Raw genomic sequence first — 19,538 nt, forward strand, 5'->3', positions numbered from 1 at the left:
CTAAATTCTGGGAGGTAAGTTTCGGCTTGTGGGACACAGTATGAGCGGTGTCGGCGTCCTCGACAAGGCGGTGGTCATCCTGGCCGCCTGTGTCGACGGCGCCAGCCTGGCCGAACTCGTTGAACGCACCAAGCTGCCCCGGGCCACCGCGCACCGGCTGGCGCAGGCGCTGGAGATCCACCGGATGCTGGTCCGGGACACCCAGGGGCGCTGGCGTCCCGGGCCCCGGCTCGGGGAGCTGGCCAACGCCGCACCGGACGTGCTGCTCACGGCTGCGGAGCCGCTGCTGGCCGCGCTGCGCGACGCCACCGGGGAGAGCGCCCAGCTCTACCTGCGCCGCGCCGACGAGCGGGTCTGCGTGGCCGCCGCCGAGCGGGCCAGCGGCCTGCGGGACACCGTGCCGGTCGGCTCGGTGCTGCCGATGACGGCCGGTTCGGCGGCACAGATCCTGCTCGCGTGGGAGCCGCCGGAGGCGGTGATGCCGCTGCTGCCGCGCTCCAAGTTCACCGGCCGCACCCTGGCCGAGGTGCGCCGCCGCGGCTGGGCGCAGAGCGTCGCCGAGCGGGAGGCGGGTGTGGCGAGCGTCTCGGCCCCGATCCGCGACCGGACCGGCCGGGTGATCGCCTCGATCAGCATCTCCGGCCCGATCGAGCGCCTCGGTCGCCGCCCCGGCGAACGCCACGCCATGGCCGTCGTCCGCGCCGGCCAACGCCTCTCCGGCCTCTGACCCTCCCCACGGCCCCCCAACAACCCCCGCCGAGCAGCGAGCCACCCGCCAGACCCGAGTTGATCAAGAAGTTTGCGTACGGGTCGGACCCCGATCCGTGCGCAAACTTCTTGATCAACGGGGGGGTGGGGGTGGGCGATCGGGGGGGCGGGCCTGGGAAGGCGGACGGCCCGCCTCGCGGGGCGAGACGGGCCGTTCGGATCTGTAGCCCCGACCGGATTCGAACCGGCGCTACCGCCTTGAGAGGGCGGCGTCCTGGGCCGCTAGACGACGGGGCCAGGCACTTTTCCTGCTTCACCGCCCTGACGAGCGGTGCGGGAATAGTCTAGCGGCATCGGCTGCCGGCCCGACGACGGGGGCGGGTGGCGGTACGGCCCGTCTGACGGCCGGCACGGAGCGCGGGCGAGACGCCGAGCCCGGCAGCCCAGCGGGCCGGGAGGCGGCGGGAGAACACCGAGCCGGGACACGAAGAAGCCCGCCCCACCGGAGTGGAACGGGCTGTCAGCGCTGTAGCCCCGACCGGATTCGAACCGGCGCTACCGCCTTGAGAGGGCGGCGTCCTGGGCCGCTAGACGACGGGGCCAGAACTTCACCTGCCTCCCCGACCCTCTCGGGCGGGAAGACTGCACTCTACCAGAGATCCGCTCCGCCCCCTTTTACGGAAGCGGAGCGAACTCCGACAGAATCCAGCGACCGGGATTCTCGCGAATCCCCGGCTGCGCTGGGGTACCAGGACTCGAACCTAGACTAACTGAACCAGAATCAGTCGGGCTGCCAATTACCCCATACCCCATTGGCCCCTTGCGGCGCCGGGAATGAACTTTACCCTCCCGGTGCCGCGAGGCCAAATCCAACCCCCCAGACCGCCCGTGAGCTGCGGAAACAGGGCTCGGACGGATCAGGCGACCGGAACCACCGGGTTGGTGAGTTCACCGATCCCCGCGATCCGGACGGTGACCGTATCCCCCTCGGTGAGCGGGCTAACCCCCGCCGGGGTGCCGGTCAGCACCACGTCGCCGGGGAGCAGCGTCATCACGTGCGAGATGTACGACACCAGGCCCGGCACGTCGAAGACCATGTCGCTGGTCCGGCCGAGCTGGCGCACCTCCATCTCCTCCGGGTTGCGACCCACCTCACAGCGGATCTCCAGGTCGGAGACGTCCAGCCCGGTGGTGATCCACGGCCCGATCGGGCAGAACGAGTCGAAGCCCTTGGCCCGGGTCCACTGCCCGTCCGAGCGCTGCAGGTCCCGCGCGGTGACGTCGTTGGCGCAGGTGTAGCCGAAGATGGCCCGCTCGGCGGCGGCCCGGTCGGCCCGGCGCGCGCCCGGCGCCCCGATCACCACGGCCAGCTCCGCCTCGTGCTCCACCTGCTTGGAGAAGATCGGCAGTCGGATCGCGTCCCGTGGGCCGATCACCGAGGTGGAGGGCTTCAAGAACAGCAGCGGCTCCTTCGGCACCTCGCTGCCGTGCTCGGCGGCGTGCTCGGCGTAGTTGCGGCCGACGCAGACCACCTTGCTGGGCAGGATCGGTGAGAGCAGGCGGACGTCGGAGAGCGCCCACCGGGCGCCGGAGAACGTGACCTGCCCGAACGGGTGGCCCTCGATCTCGGCGATGGTCAGGCCCTGCGGCCCGGCCTCCGGCTCGCCCTCGACGACCCCGAACGACATTCCCTTGGCATGAGCAAAACGAGCGATACGCACGGGGCCAATCTATCCCGCCGCCGGCGCATCCCTCCCCCGCCGGCGGACACCGGCTGCCCCGCGTCGGCGCAGCGTACGCCGTGGGCCGCCGGCCCGGGCCGGGTTCGGCACTTCGTACCCGCGCGGAGGGTGCCCGCCCATAGTTTCAGCTCCGGAGGTTCGTTCGTATGCCTGCATCGAGACGACACCACAGGGCGCTGGCCGTGTTCGTGAACTGCCTGGGCGTCCTCGCCGCCGTACCGGCGCTGCCCACGACCGCTCCGCCGACCCGGGCCGCTGCCGCGACGCCGCGCGCGGAGATCACCGCCACGCCGGGAGCGGAGGCGGCGGCCACCCGGCCGGCGGCGCTTCCCGGACCGGCGGGGCACCCGGCACCGGCGGAGCCCGGCAGACCGGCACCGGCGGAGCCCGGCAGACCCGCGGCGCCCGGCAGACCCGCGGTGCCCGGAGCGGCGGCGACCGGCGCGGTGATCCCGGTGACACCGGCGGTCCCCGCCCCGGGGATGGCCACCACGGCCAACCCGGGCGCTCCCCGGCCCGCCCCACCCGTGACCGTGACCGTCGCGCCGGCGGGGACGCCGGTGCCCGGCTACCGGATCCAGGTGCGCAACACCGGCACCGCCCCGATCGGCGCGATGGTCCGGCAGGAGCTGCCGCCCGGCGCGTCGACCACGGCGGTCAGCGCCGGCGGACTCACCACCCGCCCCGCCGGCCGGACCGGCACCGGGGAGGTGACCTGGCGGCTGACCCTGCCGGCCCGCAGCACCACCACCCTGGACACGGCGCTCGCCGCCACCGCCCCGGGTCAGGCGCTCACCGCACCGGCCTGCGCCTTCACCAGCGACGGCAGCCGTCCGTACGACTGCGCGACGGCGACCTGGCAGGCCGCCCCGGCGTCGCCGGCGGCCCAGGTGACCCCGACGCCGACCTGGCGCCGGACGCCGGTCCTGGCGGCCGCGCTGGCCGCGCTCCTGGTGCTCGCCGCCGGCGGGATCTGGTGGTGGCAGCGGGCCCGCCGGCGGCGGGGCGGGGTGGAACCGACCGGTACCGCGCCGACGGCGGCCGGCCAGCCGGCGTACGCCGGAGGGCCCGAGGCGCCCGGTGGGGGCCTCGTCCACCCACGCCCGGCGACGCCCGGCGCCGCGGCACGGCGCCGCACCCCACCGGTCTGGCTGACCGTCGGCGTCGCCGCCGCCGTGCTGGCCGGGGTGGTCTTCGCCGCGGTCTGGACGGGCACCAAACGGGTGGCCGCGATCGACACCACCAAGCAGCCCAGCAGCGGCGCCTGGACGGGGAAGACCGCCAGCGGGCCGCTCGGGACGCCGCTGCGGGAGAAGTCCTTCGAGTTCACCGTCTACCGGATCACCTGCGCCACGGCGAAGACGGCCAGCCAGCAGTGCCAGGCCACCGTGGGGGTGCGCAACGTCACGCCCGAGCAGCAGACCTGGCACGGCCAGCTCCAGCGGGCCTACCTGCCGGGCGGCAACTGGGTGAGCGCCGACGAGGACGCCACCCGGGTGGCGAACCTGGGGCGGGACGTCTTCGCCCAGCCGGTGGCGGCAGGCAACCGGGTGGTGCTGCCGCTGGTCTTCACGGTCCACGGCATGCAGAAGCCGAAGCAGCTGGAGCTGCGCAGCGGGGTCTTCTCCGCCGGGGTGCGGGTGGACGTGCCCTGAGGCGGGGACGGGCGGCGGTCGTACCCTGGGGTCCGTGACCGCCGCCCTCGCTCCCGCCGCCGCCCTGGACGCGGCCGACTGGCAGGCCCGGCGGGCCGCGCACGAGGCCCGGGTGGACGCCTGGCTGGCGCCGCACCTGGCCCGCCGCAAGGTCGGCGGGAAGCACCCGGTGGAGGATCTGCGCATGCGCAACTCAGGCACCTTCCGGAGGCCGGGGGTATGCAAGCGGCGCGAAGCGGACAACAAGGGCCCAAACCGTTGACCAGCATCCCCGCCGCAAGCTGGCTTTCCCTCTTGGAAGCGCACAAGAAGCGCTCAGACTCCCTCACGGCGGGTCACCGCGCCCGCAAGGCCACGAGGGAACGCCACGCGATCGATGACTTCTTGTACGACTACTACGGCACCAGGCCCTCCGTGCTCCGACGGTGGCACCCGGGCGTGGGCATCTCCTTGGAGCCGGGCCCGAACGGCTCTGCCCCGCACCGACAGTGGCGTTGGTACGCCACGGACGCGGACGGGGTCGTGAGCTTCGACGTCGCAGCGTTCCTCGTCGACCGGGCCGAGTCGGTGCGCTTCATCCATCGACTGTTGTCCGCGATCGCGTCGCGACCGGCGTTCACTGGCTGCTTCGGCCTGCACGAGTGGGCGATGGTGTACCGCCAACGTGAGCATCGGCATCCACTCCCCTTGCGACTTGGGCAAGAGGGTACTGACGCGGTAGTCGAGTCTCACCAGATCCGCTGCACACACTTCGATGCGTTCCGGTTCTTCACCCCAGACGCAGTCAGCCTCAACCGGCTCCAACCCACGAGGGAGAGCCAGGTAGTGCTTGACCAGCCGGGCTGCTTGCATGCGTCGATGGACTGCCACAAGTGGGCAACCAAGCTGGGCCCTGCGGTTCCGGGGGACTTGGCGCTCGACTGCTTCGAGTTGGCGAGGGACATCCGGCTACTCGACATGCAGGCATCCCCGTACGACTTCTCCTCCTACGGGGAGCTGGCGGTGGCTATCGAGACACCGGAGGGCAAGGCCGAGTACGTGGCTCGTCAACGCGAGTTCTCGCAGCGTGCTGGCCATCTACGCGCCCGACTTATCGGTGTCTGTGCGGAACTGCTTGAGGAAGCGGAGCCATCGACACGGGTGGGGGCATGACCCCCTGACGCACTCCCTCCGCACCGCTGTGTCATAGCGTCCGCCATCTTGCCCCGGTTCCGGTGTCGATCAGAGACAGCGATCTCCCCTCTGAGCTGTGGAGATGGCCGCTGGGGACCCGCCAAGAACGGCGAGGAATACCAAGACATGTGGACGGGTGTCGGCGTGCGCCTCAACGCAGACGGGCCGTCTCATGCAGGTGATCGAAGATGATCTGATCGACCGGGGAGACTCGATGGCGGTCGGAGTGCGTGAGCCAGATGATCTCCTCGACTTCGCTATTCGGTTGCAGAACTCCTTGGTAGCGGGCGGTGTAGCAGGTCATGCGCACCAGCGTCCCATCGGGGTGTCCGTGAGCTTGAGCGTGGAACGTTCCGAGGTGTTGAACGGTGTCTGCGGCGATGATGACGTTGAGTTCTTCCCGGATCTCACGAACGAGGGTGTCGATGTCGCCTTCGCCGGGCTCTCGCTTACCGCCCGGGATGTAGTACACATCCTTGCCCCGTGAGCGAGAGCTGAGGATCGCCCCGTTCTCGAGATGGATCCAGGCGATCTTGTCGATGATGGTCACGGCGTTGCACTCCCTAGGCTCGTGGGCAGTAGACCCTGGATAGACCCCGAAGGGGTCTCTTGCTGTAGAGCTGATACCAGTAGCGCTGGGATGCAGGGGCCCTGCCGCGAAGCGTCCGCACCACAGGATCGCTGCGCTCCCTGGTGTTCATGCGTCGGCGGAGAACTTGAAGATCAGGAGTCCGAAGATGGGCCCCTTCGGGGCCTCTCCCCGGTTCGGTTCCTCCCCTGTGTCAGATGCTCGCAACCTTCGCAGCGTCTCCCGCCCTGAACGACACATCGACATGCCGCTCATCGGTGCGGCGGACGCCACGCCCCTTCTGGCGGAGACGGCAGCTCACGACAACCGCGAGGATCAGGGACCGCCTGCGGTCTACATCCAACCCATCCCAGTGACGGCGTACCTGCTCGTCCGTCATCCCGGTGACGCCCTTGACCGCGCTGTCACTCCCCAGTTGGGATAGCTGATCCTCCAACTCATCCACCCGACTGCGCATGGTCTGGGATGCAGTCAGGAACTGCGATCGCGTAACGAGCCCGGCGGCGTAGTCGGTGGCCAGATCATCGAGCCGTGACCGCAGGCTCCCCAGTTCGTCCCTCGTCTGCTGAACAGGCAGGTCATCCTCGCTCTGCTCGAACGCTTCCGCGAACTGGGGAGCGGTCAGGAAGCGGATCACACGCTCGCTGACCATGGTGTCAGCCTCGTCCTGACGGTGGGATACGCAATGCTTGAGCTTGCACTCGTACACGGCGTAGCTACCCTGCTCGCCCTTCCGTCCACGCCGTGCCGTGCGGATGGGGCCACCACACTTGGCGCAGGTAGCCACACCCGTCAGCAGGCTGCGACGGGGACCGCCACCACCAGTCTTGCGGGCAGGGGAGTTGAGCACACGGACAGCGGAACGGTAGATCTCCTCGGGCACCAAGGCATCCCAGTTCCCAGGGCCGACCTCATCCCCTGCGTATGTACGGATAGCGCAGTTCCTGGCAGACATGAGGAGCTGACGAACAGTCGCGCCCGTCCAGCTCCTCCCCCTGGTGGTGAGCTTGCCCTGGCGGTTCCACTCGTCAGCGATCGACAACAGGGAGCGCCCCGCCAGCAGATCCTGGTACGCACGCTGAACGGCGTCGGCTTCGCCAGCACGAGGCGATCCGTCACGCTCGTATCCGAAGGGTCGAGCCGACCACCAGGGCCGGCCCTGAGAAGCGCGCTGCGTGGCTGCCAGGCGCTGACGAGCAGCCTTCTGCTGACCCTCGAACTGAGAGAACGCGGTGACCACGTTGGCCATCAGGACGCCTGTCGGGTTACTTAGGTCCAGCATCCCGGCGGTGACAGCGTGGACGGGTACGCCGTAGCTGATCACCCGGTCCAGCTCACGGGTGAGGCGGACGAGCCGGTCGAGATGCCAAACGATGATGGCGTCCGGCTTCGGGCTCAGGGTGAGCAGCTTCTCGAACGCCGGCCGCACACGGCCGGTCGTAGCGCTGATGCTGTTGTCGATCAGCTCCCGCGTCACCGTCCAGCCCTGACGAGCCGCCAACTCCCGGCAGGCTTCGAGCTGCCGATCAACGCCCAGCTCGTTACCCAGCTTGTCCAGGCTGAGCCGTGCGTAGATGACGACGTCCATCCCTGCGTCCCTCCGGTCGAAGTTGCCTGGGATGAGGATACGCATTGACTTCTACAAGTGGTCGTACAAACTCTCCCCGCTGGTCGCCTCGGCCCTCGGGTACCCCCCGGTCGCGGTGGAGACCCCGGAGGGCCGGGCCGAGTACGCCACCGCCCAGCGCGGCTTCGCCGAACGGGCCGGGGCGCTGCGGGCCCGGCTGGTGGCGGCGCTGGACGCCGCCCTGGCCGCCTGACCGGCCCGGTCAGCCCCGGGACGCCCCGGACGGAAGGTCGGGGTGGCCGCGGTGCGCCGCCCACTCCGGCGCGAGGATCGACATGACCGTGGCGTCGACCCACCCGTCACCGTCGCGCAGCACCTGCCGCAGCACTCCCTCGGCGACGAAGCCCACCTTCTCGTACGCCCGGCGGGCGCGCGGGTTGAAGGCGAACACCTCCAGCGAGATCCGGTGCAGGCCGAGCCCCTCGAAGCCGTGACCGACGATGAGGCGTACCGCCTCGGTGCCGAGGCCGCGGTCCCGGCCGGCGGCGGCGAGCAGGATCCGGAAGTTGCAGTTGTCGTGGTGCCGGTCCCAGTCGTTCAGCACCACCTCGCCGACGCACGCGCCGGTGGCGTTGTCCACCACGGCCAGGTCGAGCCGGTCGGTCTGCGCGTTGCGGCTGCCGTACCAGGAGCGCAGCCGCTCCTCGTCGATCTCGTCGGGCGGGCTGCCGGTCAGCCGCGCCGCCTCCGGGTCGGTCAGGATGTCGCGGAACACGGCGAGGTCGGCGTCGACGAAGGGGCGCAGCGTCACCAGGTCGCCGGTGAGCGTGGGCTTGGTGGCGAAGTCGGGGGTCACCCGGGCGATTCTGGGCACCGCCCGAGCCGCCCTCAACCCGTTTACGCGGTGGCCCGCTGGCGCAGCCGCTCCTCCAGCTCGGCCATGGTGTCGACGAACCAGAGCTGGCGACCGCGGTTGGCCTCGGCGACGAAGTCGCGCAGGGCGTTGCTCCGGGTGACGTGCGCGGAGATGTCGCCGACCACGGCCAGTTGCAACCGGTAGTTGACGAACTTCTGCACCACTTCCCCGGCCACCCCGGTACGCAGGACGAAGAACTCGGGCGCGAGCCGGCCCACCGGCAGCACCACCAGGTCGACCCCGTGGCCCAGCGCGTCGCCGATCACGTCCGTGGCGTCGGCGGCCGAGCAGAGCGTCGGACCGTCGACGGCGCAGGCGAGCAGGGTACGGCCGTGCAGGGTGGCCAGGGTGTCGGCGGACATGCTGGCAGCCTAGACAGCCGAGCCGGTGCCGGGCACCGGAATTGCGGCGGTCAGTCGCCGTCCACCCGGCGGTCGCGCTTGCGCTGCGACTGGCGCTTCTTGTCGGCGAGCCGGCGCTCCTTGGCCCCCCGGGACGGACGGGTCGGCCGGCGGGGCGGGGGCGGCGGGGCGACGGCTTCGCGCAGCAGCCCGACGAGCCGCTCCCGGGCGGCCTCCCGGTTGGCCAGTTGGGCCCGGTGCTCGCTGGCGGCGATGGTGAGCACCCCGTCGACCAGCCGGCCGGCCAGCCGGTCCAGCGCCCGGGCCCGCAGCGCCGGCGGGAGGCTGGGCGTGCCCGCGACGTCGAAGCTCAGCTCCACCCGCGAGTCGGCCGTGTTGACGCCCTGCCCACCCGGGCCGGACGACCGGGAGAAACGCTCCCTCAGCTCGGCGGCGGGCACCACCCACCGGTCGGTCACCCGCAGCCCGTCGTCCACACCCCGAGGCTAGCGTGCCCGGTTGCCCCCGTGCGGGGTGGTGGCGCTCGGCGTCGGGCCGGGCGCCGGCTCGGCCCGGTCGTGGTCGGACCCGACGGCGGCGTACGCGACCGCGCCGATCAGCAGCAGCGCGATCACGCCGACCTTGGTGGTGACCGCCCGCACCAGCAGCCAGGCGGTCTTGCGGGCCCCCGGCACGGCCTTCTGGGCGGCCTTGTAGTCGGTCCAGCCGCGCTTGGCCCGGGCGTACTGCGCGCCCACGCCCCATCCGATGAAGAGTCCCACCGCGAGCAGGACCGCTATGAGAGGAAGCTCCACCCACGCCAGTATCCAGACTCAGCGTGATATTTCTATGGCCCGATGGGTCTGGGCCCGGTATCCGACAGTTTTACCGCTACGACCGTCCGGTCCTGGCGCGTCCGACTCAGCCGCCTTTGCCGATGATCGTGTCGGCGGTCTGCTGCACCTGGTCGATCGGGATGGCGAAGCCGATGCCGATCGAGCCGTTGCCGTCGATGGTGGCGATCGCCGTGTTCACCCCGACCACCTCACCGCGGGCGTTCACCAGCGGACCGCCGGAGTTGCCCGGGTTGATGGAGGCGTCGGTCTGCACCGCGCTGCGCCGGTTGGTGCCCAACCGGACCTGGCGGTCCAGCGCGCTGACGATGCCCGCGGTCACCGTCCCGGCCAGGCCGAGCGGCGAGCCGACCGCCAGCACCGGCTCGCCGACCCGGGTCGAACGGGGCTTGGCCAGGGGCAGCGGGGACAGGCCGGCCGCCGCCGGCACCTTGAGCACCGCCAGGTCGCTGCCCGGTTCCCGGCCGACCACCTCGGCGGCGTACCGCCGGCCGTCGGGCAGCTCCACGGTCACCGCGCCGCCGCCGCCCTTGGCCAGGATGTGGTCGTTGGTGATGATGTGCTGCTGGTCGTCGATGGCGAAGCCGGAGCCGGTGGCGCCCTGCCCGGGGCCGCCGCCGACCAGCACGGACACCACCCCGGGCACGGTCTTCTGGGCGGCCGTCACCAGCTCCGCCGGGACCGGGGCGGCCGACGCGGCCGACGGTCCGCCGCCGCCCTGACCGGCCACCCAACCGCCGGCCGCCGCTCCCGAGACGGTGGAGAGCGCCACCACGGCCGCCGCGGTCAGCAACCGCCCGCGCCAGCGCCGCCGGGCGGCGTCCTCCCCCGACTCCGGTACGTCCCACCGGTGCCGCCCGTCCGGCCCCAGCTCCGGCGAGACGAACCACGGTCCCCGGGGCTCGCCCAGTCCGGTCTGTGCTGCCATACGTCCGCTCCTCACTGCTCGCTCGACGGGCTCAGGGCAGGCGGGAGAACCACCGCATCGACCCGGCCGCGGCGCCCATGGCGAACACCAGCCCGAGGCCGATGAACCGGGCGGAGATGTCCTGGCGTTCCTTGCGGTAACCCACCGAGGAGCCGATGTCCTCGTAGACGTCGCGCAACTCCCGGGTCGAGCCGGCCTCGTGGAACCCGCCCCCGGTCTGCTCGGCGACCGCCTTGAGCGTCTGCCCGTCGACCGGCACCTGGATCGGCCGGCCGCCCCGGTCCACGAAGCCGCCCGGGGTGCCGAAGGAGATGGTGTGCACCGGCACCTTGGCCGTCACCGCCGCCGCGGTGGCCTCCATCGGGTCCATGCCGGCGGTGTTCGCGCCGTCGGAGAGCACGATGATCCGGGCCGGCGGCGGCTGCTTGGCCGCCTTGGCGTCCAGCCCCTTCACCGCGCCCAGCGATGCGCTGATCGCCTCGCCGATCGCGGTGCCCTGTACCCCGGTCATCCCCTCGGCGAGCCGTCCGATGCCGTCGTGCAGCGCCTCCCGATCGGTGCCGGGTGGCACCACCACGGCCGCGCTGCCCGCGAAGGCGACCAGCCCGACGTTGAACTCGTCGGGCAGCCCGTCGACGAAGCGGGTGGCGGCCTCCTTGGCCGCGCCGAGCCGGTCGGGCTCCACGTCCCTGGCGAGCATCGAGGTGGAGACGTCGACGGCGACCACGACGGTGGCCCGTTCCCGGGGCACCCGCACCTCGGCGGCCGGCCGGGCGAAGCCCACCACCAGCAGCGCCAGCATGGCCAGGAAGAGGCCGGCGGGCACGTGCCGCCGCCAGGCGGGGCGGTTCGGCGCGACCCGGTCGAGCAGCCGCAGGTTGGTGAAGCGGACGGCGTAGGCGCTGCGCCGGCGCTGCATCAGCAGGTAGCCGACCGCCAGGGCGAGCACCCCGAGCAACAGCAGGAGCCGGGCGGGCGACTGCCAGGTCACGCGATACCTCCCCGGGCGGTGGCGGGCGCCGCCGCGAGTCGGCGCTGGGCGTGTACGTGCCGCACGATGTCGGCGGTCCAGTCCCGGTCGGTCCGCAGCGGCAGGTGGGCCGCGCCGCACCGGCGCAGCGCCCGGCGTACCTGGTCGCGCTGGGCGGCCGCGGCGCTGGCGTAGCGCCGGCGCAGGGCCGGGTCACCGGTCCAGACCTCCCGCCGCCGGCCGGTCTCCGGGTCCACCATGGTGATCAGGCCGACGTCCGGCAGCTCCAGCTCGCGCGGGTCGGTGACCTCCACGGCGAGCACCTGGTGCCGGGCGGCGAGGCGGCGCAGCGCCGGCTCCCAGGGCACCGGCTCGTGGTGGTCGTCGGGCAGGCCGTCGAGGAAGTCGGAGACCACCACGACGAGGCCGCGTGCGGTGGCCATCCGCTGCACCGCGGCGAGTGCCTCGCCCAGGTCGGGCGGGGCCGGCGCGGCGTCGGCGTCGTACCCGCCGGCGCGTGGGGCGGTCAGCAGCGCCCGGAGCAGCCCGAGCAGGTGGGTACGACCGCCGCGGGCCGGGAACCGGCGCAGCCCGGTCGGGGCGAGGACCTGCGCGCCGAGCCGGTTGCCGGCGCCGGCGGTGAGGAAGCCGACCGCCGCGACGGCGGCCACCGACAGCTCGCGCTTGTCCAGCTCGGCGGTGCCGAACTCCATGCTGGGGCTGGCGTCGACCAGCAGCCAGGTGCTGAGTTCCCGGTCGGCGTCGACCTCGCGTATGTGCGGCACGGTGGTCCGGGCGGTCACCGCCCAGTCCATCCGGCGCACCTCGTCCTCCCCCGGCCGGTACTCACGGCTGCCGGCGATCTCGCTGCCGGGGCCCGGGAGCAGGCCCCGGTGCTCCCCTTGGAGCAGGCCGTCCAGGCGGCGGGTGACGGTCAGCTCCAGCCGGCGCAGTCGCTGCTCGGGAGCGAGTTCGGCCAGGCCCGGGTCGGCCGGCACGGCCACGGCGGCGCGCCTCACGCCGCCGCCAGGTCCGGCGCGTGCTCGGGCTGCCCGGTGGCCAGGACGGGCGGTGGCACCGCGTCGACGAGCCGGCGCACCACCGCCTCGGCGGAGACGCCGTCGGCGACCGCGTCGAAGGAGAGCACCAGCCGGTGCGCCAGCACGTCCACCGCGAGTTCCCGGACGTCCTCGGGCAGCACGTACTCCCGGCCGCGCAGCAGCGCCTGGGCGCGGGCCGCGGCGACCAGGCCGAGGGTGGCCCGGGGACTCGCCCCGTACGCCAGCATCGGGGCGACCTCACCGGCGCCGAACCGCCCCGGGTCCCGGGTGGCCAGGATCAGCCGGACGACGTACTCGGCGAGCGCGTGGTGCACGAAGATGTGGGCGGCGCACTGCTGGAAGGCGCGCAGCCGGGCCGGGTCGAGGATCTGCCGCGCTCGGGGCCGGTCGGCGCTCATCCGGTAGAGGATGGCCAGTTCGTCGGCGTCGCTCGGGTAGTCGACCACGACCTTCATCAGGAACCGGTCGCGCTGCGCCTCGGGGAGCTGGTAGACCCCCTCGGACTCGATCGGGTTCTGGGTGGCCAGCACCAGGAACGGCTCGGGCACCGGCCAGCTGCGCCCGCCGATGGTGACCTGCCGTTCCGCCATCGCCTCCAACAGCGCCGACTGCACCTTGGCCGGGGCCCGGTTGATCTCGTCGGCCAGCACCAGGTTGGCCATGATCGGGCCCAGCTCGACGTCGAAGCTCTCCTTGGAGGCCCGGTAGATCCGGGTGCCGACGATGTCGGAGGGGACCAGGTCGGGGGTGAACTGGATCCGGGAGAAGGTGCCGCCGACGACGGTGGCGAGGGTGTGCGCGGCGAGGGTCTTGGCGACGCCGGGCACCCCCTCCAGCAGGCAGTGCCCGTCCGCGATCAGTGCGGTGAGCAGGCGTTCGACGAGCCGATCCTGCCCGACGATCACGCGTCTGACCTCGAAGAGGGTCTGTTCCAGCTCGGCGCCCACCGCGTCGGGATCGACCGGGCTGGGCAGGCTGGCCAGGGTGTCCGAGATGTCCGTCACGGTGCTTGCTTCCCGGGGCGACGGCCGGACAAACGTCGGATTATCAGCCCCTGGCAGGCCCTTTCCGCCCCGGAACGGGACGAGTCACCCGCCCGGTCGGCAACCCGGTGAGCGGGCGACGAACGGACGTTCCACACCGGACGGTCGCGCCAGGACGCCGAGCGTCACCCCTGCCGCCTTACGCCTGAAGAATGTGGCCATGAGGTTCCCCTTTGTGTGACCGTGGCGATACGGCCGACCCGCTCGTGCCGGCGGGCCGGTTGCATTTTGCGGACGAGCCGGGTGACGAAAGACGAATGCTTTCATCCGCACCTGAGGTGTGGATTCATCCTCACCTCATACCGGCTCTGATCGGGTGTTACTACGCTCTGTTGCGACGCCACAACCAGGAGGAACGTAGCACCGCAAAAAGTGGAGGGTCAATAGCTCCCGCCGCGTTTCGCAATTCTGACAACGTCGCCGGAAATTGTGAGAGGCGAACCTCGGCACATTCACGAAAAGCCGGCGGGCCCCTCCGCGACCCTTTCGGCCGCTAGCCTGGCGACCGTGGTGGACACTGCGACGACCGCGCCGGCAACCGGGCGCCGGATCTCCGACGGGCTCTGCTGGCTCGCCGTCGTACCGGCGGTCGGCGCGGCGGTGGTTCGGCTGGCCGGGCTGGAGCGGGGGCCGCTGGTGCAGGCGGTCGCCTTCACGCCGTACGTCGCGGCCTGGAGCGTGCTGGCGCTGCTGCTCGCGCTCGCCCTGCGGCGCCGCTGGCCGGCGGTGGTCGCGGCCGTGCTGGCGTTGAGCCTGGTCGGTGCGGTGGCGCCCCGGGCGCTGGCCTCCGGTCAGCCGGCGGCGGGCGGGCCGACCCTGCGGCTGCTCACCGCCAACCTGCTCAAGGGCGGCGGCGACGCCCGCACCCTGGTCGACCTGGTCCGGCGGGAGCGGGTGGACGTGCTCACCGTGCAGGAGTTCACCCCCCAGGCGCAGGCCGCGCTCGACCGGGCGGGGCTGGCCGAGCTGCTCCCCCACCGGCAGCTCAACCCGGAGGTGGGCACCACCGGCTCCGGTGTCTACGCCCGCTTCCCGCTCTCCGCCGGCGGCTTCCGGCGCAACCCCGGGTTCGCGTTCACCCAGGCGTACGGCACCCTGGCGGTGCCCGGGGCGCCGCCGCTGCGGGTCGAGTCGGCGCACCCGGCCGCGCCGTACGCCATCGCCGTGGTCGACGACTGGTTCGCCGACCTACGGGCGCAGCCGCGGGCCACCCCGGACGGCCCGCTCAGCATCCTGGCCGGGGACTTCAACGCCACCCTCGACCACGCCCCGCTGCGCGCCCTGCTGGGCAGCGGGTACGTCGACGCGGCCGACGCCGCCGGCGCGGGGCTGACCGGCACCTGGGGTCCGTACGACGGGGACCTGATCCCGCCGGTCACCATCGACCACGTGCTGGTCGACCGGCGGATCGCGGTGCGCGCGGTCCGCGTGCACGGGGTGCCCGGCAGCGACCATCGCGCCGTCCTCGCCGAGCTGCGCCTCCCGACCGCCTGACCGGCGCCGGGGCCGTCGCGGCCCGCCCCGGGCCGGTCAGACCCGGGCCCGGTCCAGCCCGTAGGTGAGGGCGTCGACCAGCGCGTGCCAGGACGCCTCGACCACGTTGGGGTGCACCCCGACGGTGGTCCAGTCCCGGCCGGTGCCGTCGGCGGTCTCCACCAGCACCCGGGTCACCGCGCCGGTGCCGTGGCTGCCCTCCAGGATCCGGACCTTGTAGTCGGCCAGCTCGAAGTGGCGCAGCTCCGGGTAGTGGCGGGAGAGGCCGACCCGCAGCGCCTCGTCGAGGGCGTTGATCGGGCCGTTCCCCTCGGCGGTGGCGATCACCCGCTCGCCGCGTACCCGGATCTTCACGGTGGCCTCGGAGACCACCGCGCCGTCCTCACGGTGCTCGACCAGCACCCGGTACGACTCGAGCGCGAACGGCCGCGCCGGGGCGGCGTCCGGCAGCTCGGAGCGGACCAGCAGCTCGAACGAGGCGTCGGCGGCCTCGAACGACCAGCCGCCCGCCTCCAGCTCCTTGACCCGGCTGGTGACCTTCGACAGCGCCTCCGGATGGCCGGCCAGGTCCAGGCCCAGCTCGCGGCTCTTGAGCTCGACGCTGGCCCGGCCGGCCATCTCGGTCACCAGGATCCGCATGTCGTTGCCCACAACCGACGGGTCCACGTGGTTGTAGAGCAACGGGTCGACCTTGATCGCACTCGCGTGCAGCCCCGCCTTGTGGGCGAAGGCGGCGGCCCCGGCGTACGCCTGGTGGGTGTCGGGGGCGATGTTGGCGATCTCGGCGATGGCGTGCGAGACCCGCACCATCTGTTCCAGGCAGCCCTCCGGTAGGACGGGCAGCCCGAGCTTGAGCTGGAGGTTGGCGACGACGGCGAAGAGGTCGGCGTTGCCGGGGCGCTCGCCGTAGCCGTTGGCGGTGCCCTGGACGTGCCGGACGCCGGCCTCGACGGCGGCGATGGTGTTGGCCACCGCGCAGGCCGTGTCGTTCTGGGCGTGCATGCCGAGCAGTTCGGGGGCGATGCCGGTCCGGGCGGTGAGGTCGGCGATCGCGGCGGTAACCCGGGACGGCAGCATGCCGCCGTTGGTGTCGCAGAGCACGAACCGCTCGGCGCCCGCGGCGAGCGCGGTCTCGACCACCGAGGTGGTGTACGCCGGGTCGTGCCGGAACCCGTCGAAGAAGTGCTCCCCGTCGACGAAGACCCGCCGCCCCTCGGCGACGAGGTGCGCCACGGTGTCGTGGATCATCGCCAGGTTCTCCGCGCCGGTGGTGCGCAGGGCCCGCTCGACGTGCCGGATGTCGGCCTTGGCGACCAGGGCGATCGCCGGTGTCTGCGCGTCGAGCAGCCCGCGCACCTGCGGGTCGTCGGCGACCGCGACCCCGGCCCGGCGGGTCGCGCCGAAGGCGACCAGCAGCGCGTGGTTCAGGTGCAGCTCGGTGCGCGCCCGGCGGAAGAACTCGGTGTCCTTCGGCACGGCGCCCGGCCAGCCGCCCTCGATGAAGCCGACGCCGAACTCGTCGAGCAGCCGGGCCACCGCGAGCTTGTCGACCACCGAGTAGCTGAGCCCCTCGCGCTGGGCACCGTCGCGCAGCGTGGTGTCGTAGACCTGGAACGTCATGGTGGTCCCTTCTTCGTGCCTGGTGCGAGCAACAAAAAGACCCCCCGCGGATGCGGGAGGTCTGCGCGCTCGGCGGAGGGGAGGCCGGCGCGCTAGCTGCCAATAATCAGGACGGTGCTGGTCACGATCGCCACTCTGCCACCCCGCCCCGGTTTTGGGAGGAACAATCCACATGTCGGGACGATGACGCAGGGTGGCCGTACCCGATCCGCGGCCCGCTCCGGGCGGAACGCTTCGCCGGTGATCGACTTCACAAGTCACCCGGCCGCCGACCAACGGAAACAACGCTGCGGGGAGTATCTGGAACCGATCCAGTTAACGGCCCTCGTGCCGCTGTCAAGGAGGACCCGTGCTCACTGTCGGTGACCGCTTCCCCGAGTACGAACTCACCGCCTGCGTGTCGCTCGACGCCGACAAGGCGTTCGAGACGATCAACCACAAGTCCCACGAGGGCAAGTGGCGGGTGGTCTTCTTCTGGCCGAAGGACTTCACCTTCATCTGCCCGACGGAGATCGCGGAGTTCGGCCGGCTCAACGGCGAGTTCGCGGACCGCGACGCGCAGGTGCTCGGCGTCTCGGTGGACAACGAGTTCGTCCACTACGCCTGGCGCAAGGACCACCCGGACCTGCGCGAGCTGCCGTTCCCGATGCTCAGCGACATCAAGCGCGAGCTGACCGGCGACTGCGGCGTGCTCGGCGAGGACGGCGTCGCCCAGCGGGCCACCTTCATCGTCGACCCGAACAACGAGATCCAGTTCGCGATGGTCACCGCCGGCTCGGTCGGCCGGAACGTCTCCGAGGTGCTGCGGGTGCTCGACGCGCTGCAGACCGACGAGCTCTGCCCGTGCAACTGGAACAAGGGCGGCCAGACCCTGGACGCCAACGCCCTGCTCGCCGGCGCCGGTGCCTGAGGTGGGTCTGGACGTCATCAAGGCGGCGCTGCCCGAGTACGCCAAGGACATCAAGCTCAACCTCGGCTCCACCGTCGGCACCTCGACGCTCAAGCCGGAGCAGGCCTGGGGCACGGCCCTGGCCTGCGCGGTCGCGGCCCGCAATCCGGTGGTGCTGAGGGAGATCGCCGCCGAGGCGGCCAGCCACCTCACCCCGGAGGCGGTGGAGGCGGCCAAGGGCGCCGCCACCATCATGGCGATGAACAACGTCTACTACCGGGCCAAGCACCTGATCGGCGACGACCAGTACGCGTCGATGCCGGCCCGGCTGCGGATGCAGATCATCGCGAAGCCGGGCGTGGAGAAGGGCGACTTCGAGCTCTGGTGCCTCGCCGTCTCGGCGATCACCGGCTGCGGGGTCTGCCTTGAGTCGCACGAGAAGACGCTGCGCGCCTCAGGCTTCACCCGGGAACAGGTCCACGAGGGACTGCGGATCGCGGCCGTCGTACACGCCGCCGCGGTCGCGCTGGACGCCCAGGCCGCACTGGGCTGAACCGTATCCACTGGTGGGCCGATGCCGCGTGTCGCGGCGTCGGCCCATCGTCATTTTCGGTCACATGGTGTGAAAGCCGGCAGGCCCGGGTACCCCGAAGATGCGTAAGAAGCACGTCCTCCCCAAAACGACTTCACAGTCGAGGCAGGAGTTTTGCCATGGACAGGCTCGACCCGCGCAGTACGCACGGCACGACGGACCCCATGATCGACGGCGGCCAGGGAGCGTTCCCCGGCGGAGCGCCCACGGGCGCCTTCAACCCGTGGAGCTACCGCGACGAGGCCCGGGTGGCCGACGCGGACCTGGTCGGCTACAAGGTCGAGGCCACCGACGGCAGCATCGGCAAGATCGACAGCGCGAGCCACGAGGTCGGCGCCAGCTTCCTGGTCGTCGACACCGGCCCGTGGATCTTCGGCAAGAAGGTCATGCTGCCGGCCGGCACCGTCAACCAGGTCGACCATGACGAGCGCAAGGTCTACGTCGACCGGGACAAGGACCAGATCAAGGCCGCGCCGGAGTACGACGAGAGCAGCCACAGCGACCCGGCCTACCGGGACAAGCTCGGCGGCTACTACGACGACACGTACGGCAACCTTCCTCCGGGCACCGCACGCTGACCGGAACGGACACCGACGGCCGGTGGGGCGACGCCCCACCGGCCGTTACCGTGTCGACGTGGACGACATCGAGGTGAACCGCCGGATCCCCTTCTCCGTCATGTTCAACTTCCGCGACATCGGCGGCTACCCCGGTCACGACGGCCGCACGGTGCGCTGGGGGCGGCTCTACCGCTCGGACTCACCACACCGGCTCGACGGCGCGGACCGGGAGGCCTTCGCCGCCCTGGGCGTGCGGACGGTGATCGACCTGCGCCGGCCGTCCGAGGTGGAGCGGGACGGCCGGGTGCCGGAGCTCGACGGGCTGGCGTACCGGAACATCCACCCGGAGCACGCCGACTGGGGTGAAGTCCCCTACCGGCCGGAGACCGACCTGGCCCGCTACCTCGCCGACCGGTACGCCGACCTGGCCGAGACCGGCGCCGCCGGGCTCGCCGAGGCGGTCGGGCTGATCGCCGACGAGACGAACGCCCCCGTGCTGGTGCACTGCGTCGCCGGCAAGGACCGCACCGGCCTCGTCTGCAGCCTGACGCTGGCCGCGCTCGGCGTCTCCGACGCCGAGATCGTCGCCGACTACGCGCTGAGCACCGAGGCTGCCGCGCGCTTCCAGGCCTGGTTCGAGAGCACCGGCAAGCAGATCCGGCCGGGGCTGCCCCCGCTGACCACCCCGACGGAGGCGATGGTGCTCTTCCTCGCCGAACTGCGGCAGCGGTACGGGTCGGTGGAGGACTACCTCCGGCGGTCCGGCATCACCGACGACCAGCTCGCCGCCCTCCGCGCCCACCTGCTGGAGTAGGCCGCCGCTCCGGAAACACGTC

Annotated in this window: 21 protein-coding genes, 3 tRNA genes and 1 pseudogene; 10 read left to right on the forward strand and 15 right to left on the reverse strand. The window is 72.1% G+C overall.

Features of this window, described 5'->3' with window-relative positions:
• Window positions 1-40 precede the first annotated feature (40 nt).
• Window positions 41-727: an IclR family transcriptional regulator gene (locus V6U81_RS01020; RefSeq protein ID WP_088646078.1), complete on the forward strand. Its 687-nt coding sequence runs from the start codon at window positions 41-43 to the stop codon at window positions 725-727.
• 205 nt (window positions 728-932) lie between these two features.
• On the opposite strand, the gene V6U81_RS01025 is transcribed toward V6U81_RS01020, so the two are convergent.
• The 4 genes from V6U81_RS01025 to V6U81_RS01040 form a co-directional block, all read right to left on the reverse strand.
• Window positions 933-1,005, reverse strand: a tRNA-Glu gene (locus tag V6U81_RS01025).
• Between the two features lie 232 nt (window positions 1,006-1,237).
• Window positions 1,238-1,310, reverse strand: a tRNA-Glu gene (locus V6U81_RS01030).
• Between the two features lie 138 nt (window positions 1,311-1,448).
• A tRNA-Gln gene (locus V6U81_RS01035) sits at window positions 1,449-1,520 on the reverse strand.
• Between the two features lie 105 nt (window positions 1,521-1,625).
• A complete protein-coding gene (locus V6U81_RS01040; protein WP_334482958.1) occupies window positions 1,626-2,429 on the reverse strand; it encodes a fumarylacetoacetate hydrolase family protein in 804 nt (267 codons plus the stop codon).
• Between the two features lie 167 nt (window positions 2,430-2,596).
• Here V6U81_RS01040 and V6U81_RS01045 point away from each other — a divergent pair, with 167 nt between their 5' ends.
• From V6U81_RS01045 to V6U81_RS01055, 3 genes are read left to right on the forward strand one after another with little or no spacing between them, the layout of a single operon-like run.
• On the forward strand, window positions 2,597-4,105 hold the full coding sequence (locus V6U81_RS01045; RefSeq protein WP_334482960.1) for a hypothetical protein: 1,509 nt from the start codon (window positions 2,597-2,599) through the stop codon (window positions 4,103-4,105).
• Between the two features lie 34 nt (window positions 4,106-4,139).
• The gene (locus tag V6U81_RS29070; RefSeq protein WP_420883945.1) at window positions 4,140-4,367 is read left to right on the forward strand and encodes a hypothetical protein; all 228 of its coding nucleotides are present in this window, start codon (window positions 4,140-4,142) and stop codon (window positions 4,365-4,367) included.
• Window positions 4,325-5,257, forward strand: coding sequence for a 3-methyladenine DNA glycosylase (locus tag V6U81_RS01055; protein WP_334482963.1), 933 nt, complete (start codon window positions 4,325-4,327; stop codon window positions 5,255-5,257). The genes V6U81_RS29070 and V6U81_RS01055 overlap by 43 nt, the downstream gene beginning before the upstream one ends.
• A gap of 172 nt (window positions 5,258-5,429) precedes the next feature.
• Here V6U81_RS01055 and V6U81_RS01060 read toward each other — a convergent pair whose 3' ends face one another.
• Together V6U81_RS01060 and V6U81_RS01065 are read right to left on the reverse strand one after the other, a co-directional pair.
• The gene (locus V6U81_RS01060) at window positions 5,430-5,828 is read right to left on the reverse strand and encodes an NUDIX hydrolase (protein ID WP_334482965.1); all 399 of its coding nucleotides are present in this window, start codon (window positions 5,826-5,828) and stop codon (window positions 5,430-5,432) included.
• A gap of 232 nt (window positions 5,829-6,060) precedes the next feature.
• Window positions 6,061-7,455: a recombinase family protein gene (locus V6U81_RS01065; RefSeq protein ID WP_334482968.1), complete on the reverse strand. Its 1,395-nt coding sequence runs from the start codon at window positions 7,453-7,455 to the stop codon at window positions 6,061-6,063.
• A gap of 25 nt (window positions 7,456-7,480) precedes the next feature.
• Here V6U81_RS01065 and V6U81_RS01070 point away from each other — a divergent pair.
• Window positions 7,481-7,687: pseudogene (locus tag V6U81_RS01070) on the forward strand (3-methyladenine DNA glycosylase); the annotation flags it as partial.
• Window positions 7,688-7,696: 9 nt separating this feature from the next.
• Here V6U81_RS01070 and V6U81_RS01075 read toward each other — a convergent pair.
• The 8 genes from V6U81_RS01075 to V6U81_RS01110 all read right to left on the reverse strand — a co-directional run bounded on the left by V6U81_RS01075 (window position 7,697) and on the right by V6U81_RS01110 (window position 13,508).
• On the reverse strand, window positions 7,697-8,290 hold the full coding sequence (locus V6U81_RS01075) for a GNAT family N-acetyltransferase (protein ID WP_334482970.1): 594 nt from the start codon (window positions 8,288-8,290) through the stop codon (window positions 7,697-7,699).
• 41 nt (window positions 8,291-8,331) lie between these two features.
• Entirely contained in the window at window positions 8,332-8,712 is a 381-nt protein-coding gene (locus V6U81_RS01080; protein WP_334482973.1) for a DUF4180 domain-containing protein, read from the reverse strand.
• Between the two features lie 50 nt (window positions 8,713-8,762).
• Window positions 8,763-9,188 carry an alternative ribosome rescue aminoacyl-tRNA hydrolase ArfB gene (arfB, locus tag V6U81_RS01085; protein WP_334482976.1) on the reverse strand — a complete coding sequence of 142 codons (426 nt, stop codon included), beginning with the start codon at window positions 9,186-9,188 and terminating at the stop codon, window positions 8,763-8,765.
• 9 nt (window positions 9,189-9,197) lie between these two features.
• Window positions 9,198-9,506 (reverse strand): hypothetical protein, encoded by a 309-nt coding sequence (locus V6U81_RS01090; RefSeq protein ID WP_334482978.1) that lies wholly within the window; start codon window positions 9,504-9,506, stop codon window positions 9,198-9,200.
• 106 nt (window positions 9,507-9,612) lie between these two features.
• Complete coding sequence (locus V6U81_RS01095; RefSeq protein WP_334482979.1) at window positions 9,613-10,473, reverse strand: S1C family serine protease; 861 nt, start codon at window positions 10,471-10,473, stop codon at window positions 9,613-9,615.
• A 31-nt stretch (window positions 10,474-10,504) separates the two neighbouring features.
• Window positions 10,505-11,464 carry a VWA domain-containing protein gene (locus V6U81_RS01100; protein ID WP_334482980.1) on the reverse strand — a complete coding sequence of 320 codons (960 nt, stop codon included), beginning with the start codon at window positions 11,462-11,464 and terminating at the stop codon, window positions 10,505-10,507.
• Complete coding sequence (locus tag V6U81_RS01105; RefSeq protein WP_334483175.1) at window positions 11,461-12,441, reverse strand: DUF58 domain-containing protein; 981 nt, start codon at window positions 12,439-12,441, stop codon at window positions 11,461-11,463. The genes V6U81_RS01100 and V6U81_RS01105 overlap by 4 nt, the downstream gene beginning before the upstream one ends.
• Before the next feature lie 17 nt (window positions 12,442-12,458).
• On the reverse strand, window positions 12,459-13,508 hold the full coding sequence (locus V6U81_RS01110) for an AAA family ATPase (protein ID WP_334482983.1): 1,050 nt from the start codon (window positions 13,506-13,508) through the stop codon (window positions 12,459-12,461).
• Window positions 13,509-14,057: 549 nt separating this feature from the next.
• Between V6U81_RS01110 and V6U81_RS01115 the strand changes: the two genes are divergently transcribed.
• Window positions 14,058-15,041 (forward strand): endonuclease/exonuclease/phosphatase family protein, encoded by a 984-nt coding sequence (locus V6U81_RS01115; protein WP_334483178.1) that lies wholly within the window; start codon window positions 14,058-14,060, stop codon window positions 15,039-15,041.
• 36 nt (window positions 15,042-15,077) lie between these two features.
• Here the strand turns inward: V6U81_RS01115 and cimA are convergent, their stop codons facing one another.
• Window positions 15,078-16,661 (reverse strand): citramalate synthase, encoded by a 1,584-nt coding sequence (gene cimA / locus V6U81_RS01120; RefSeq protein WP_334482985.1) that lies wholly within the window; start codon window positions 16,659-16,661, stop codon window positions 15,078-15,080.
• 349 nt (window positions 16,662-17,010) lie between these two features.
• On the opposite strand from cimA, the gene V6U81_RS01125 reads away from it, so the two are divergent.
• The 4 genes from V6U81_RS01125 (at window position 17,011) to V6U81_RS01140 (ending at window position 19,516) form a co-directional block, all read left to right on the forward strand.
• Window positions 17,011-17,571, forward strand: coding sequence for a peroxiredoxin (locus tag V6U81_RS01125; RefSeq protein ID WP_334482988.1), 561 nt, complete (start codon window positions 17,011-17,013; stop codon window positions 17,569-17,571).
• Window position 17,572: 1 nt separating this feature from the next.
• Entirely contained in the window at window positions 17,573-18,103 is a 531-nt protein-coding gene (ahpD, locus tag V6U81_RS01130; RefSeq protein ID WP_334482991.1) for an alkylhydroperoxidase, AhpD family, read from the forward strand.
• Window positions 18,104-18,261: 158 nt separating this feature from the next.
• Window positions 18,262-18,720, forward strand: a complete 459-nt coding sequence (locus V6U81_RS01135) for a PRC-barrel domain-containing protein (protein ID WP_334482994.1) — start codon at window positions 18,262-18,264, stop codon at window positions 18,718-18,720.
• A gap of 100 nt (window positions 18,721-18,820) precedes the next feature.
• A complete protein-coding gene (locus V6U81_RS01140) occupies window positions 18,821-19,516 on the forward strand; it encodes a tyrosine-protein phosphatase (RefSeq protein WP_334483181.1) in 696 nt (231 codons plus the stop codon).
• Window positions 19,517-19,538 lie beyond the last annotated feature (22 nt).

Source organism: Micromonospora lacuserhaii, assembly GCF_036902735.1.
Lineage (GTDB): Bacteria > Actinomycetota > Actinomycetes > Mycobacteriales > Micromonosporaceae > Micromonospora.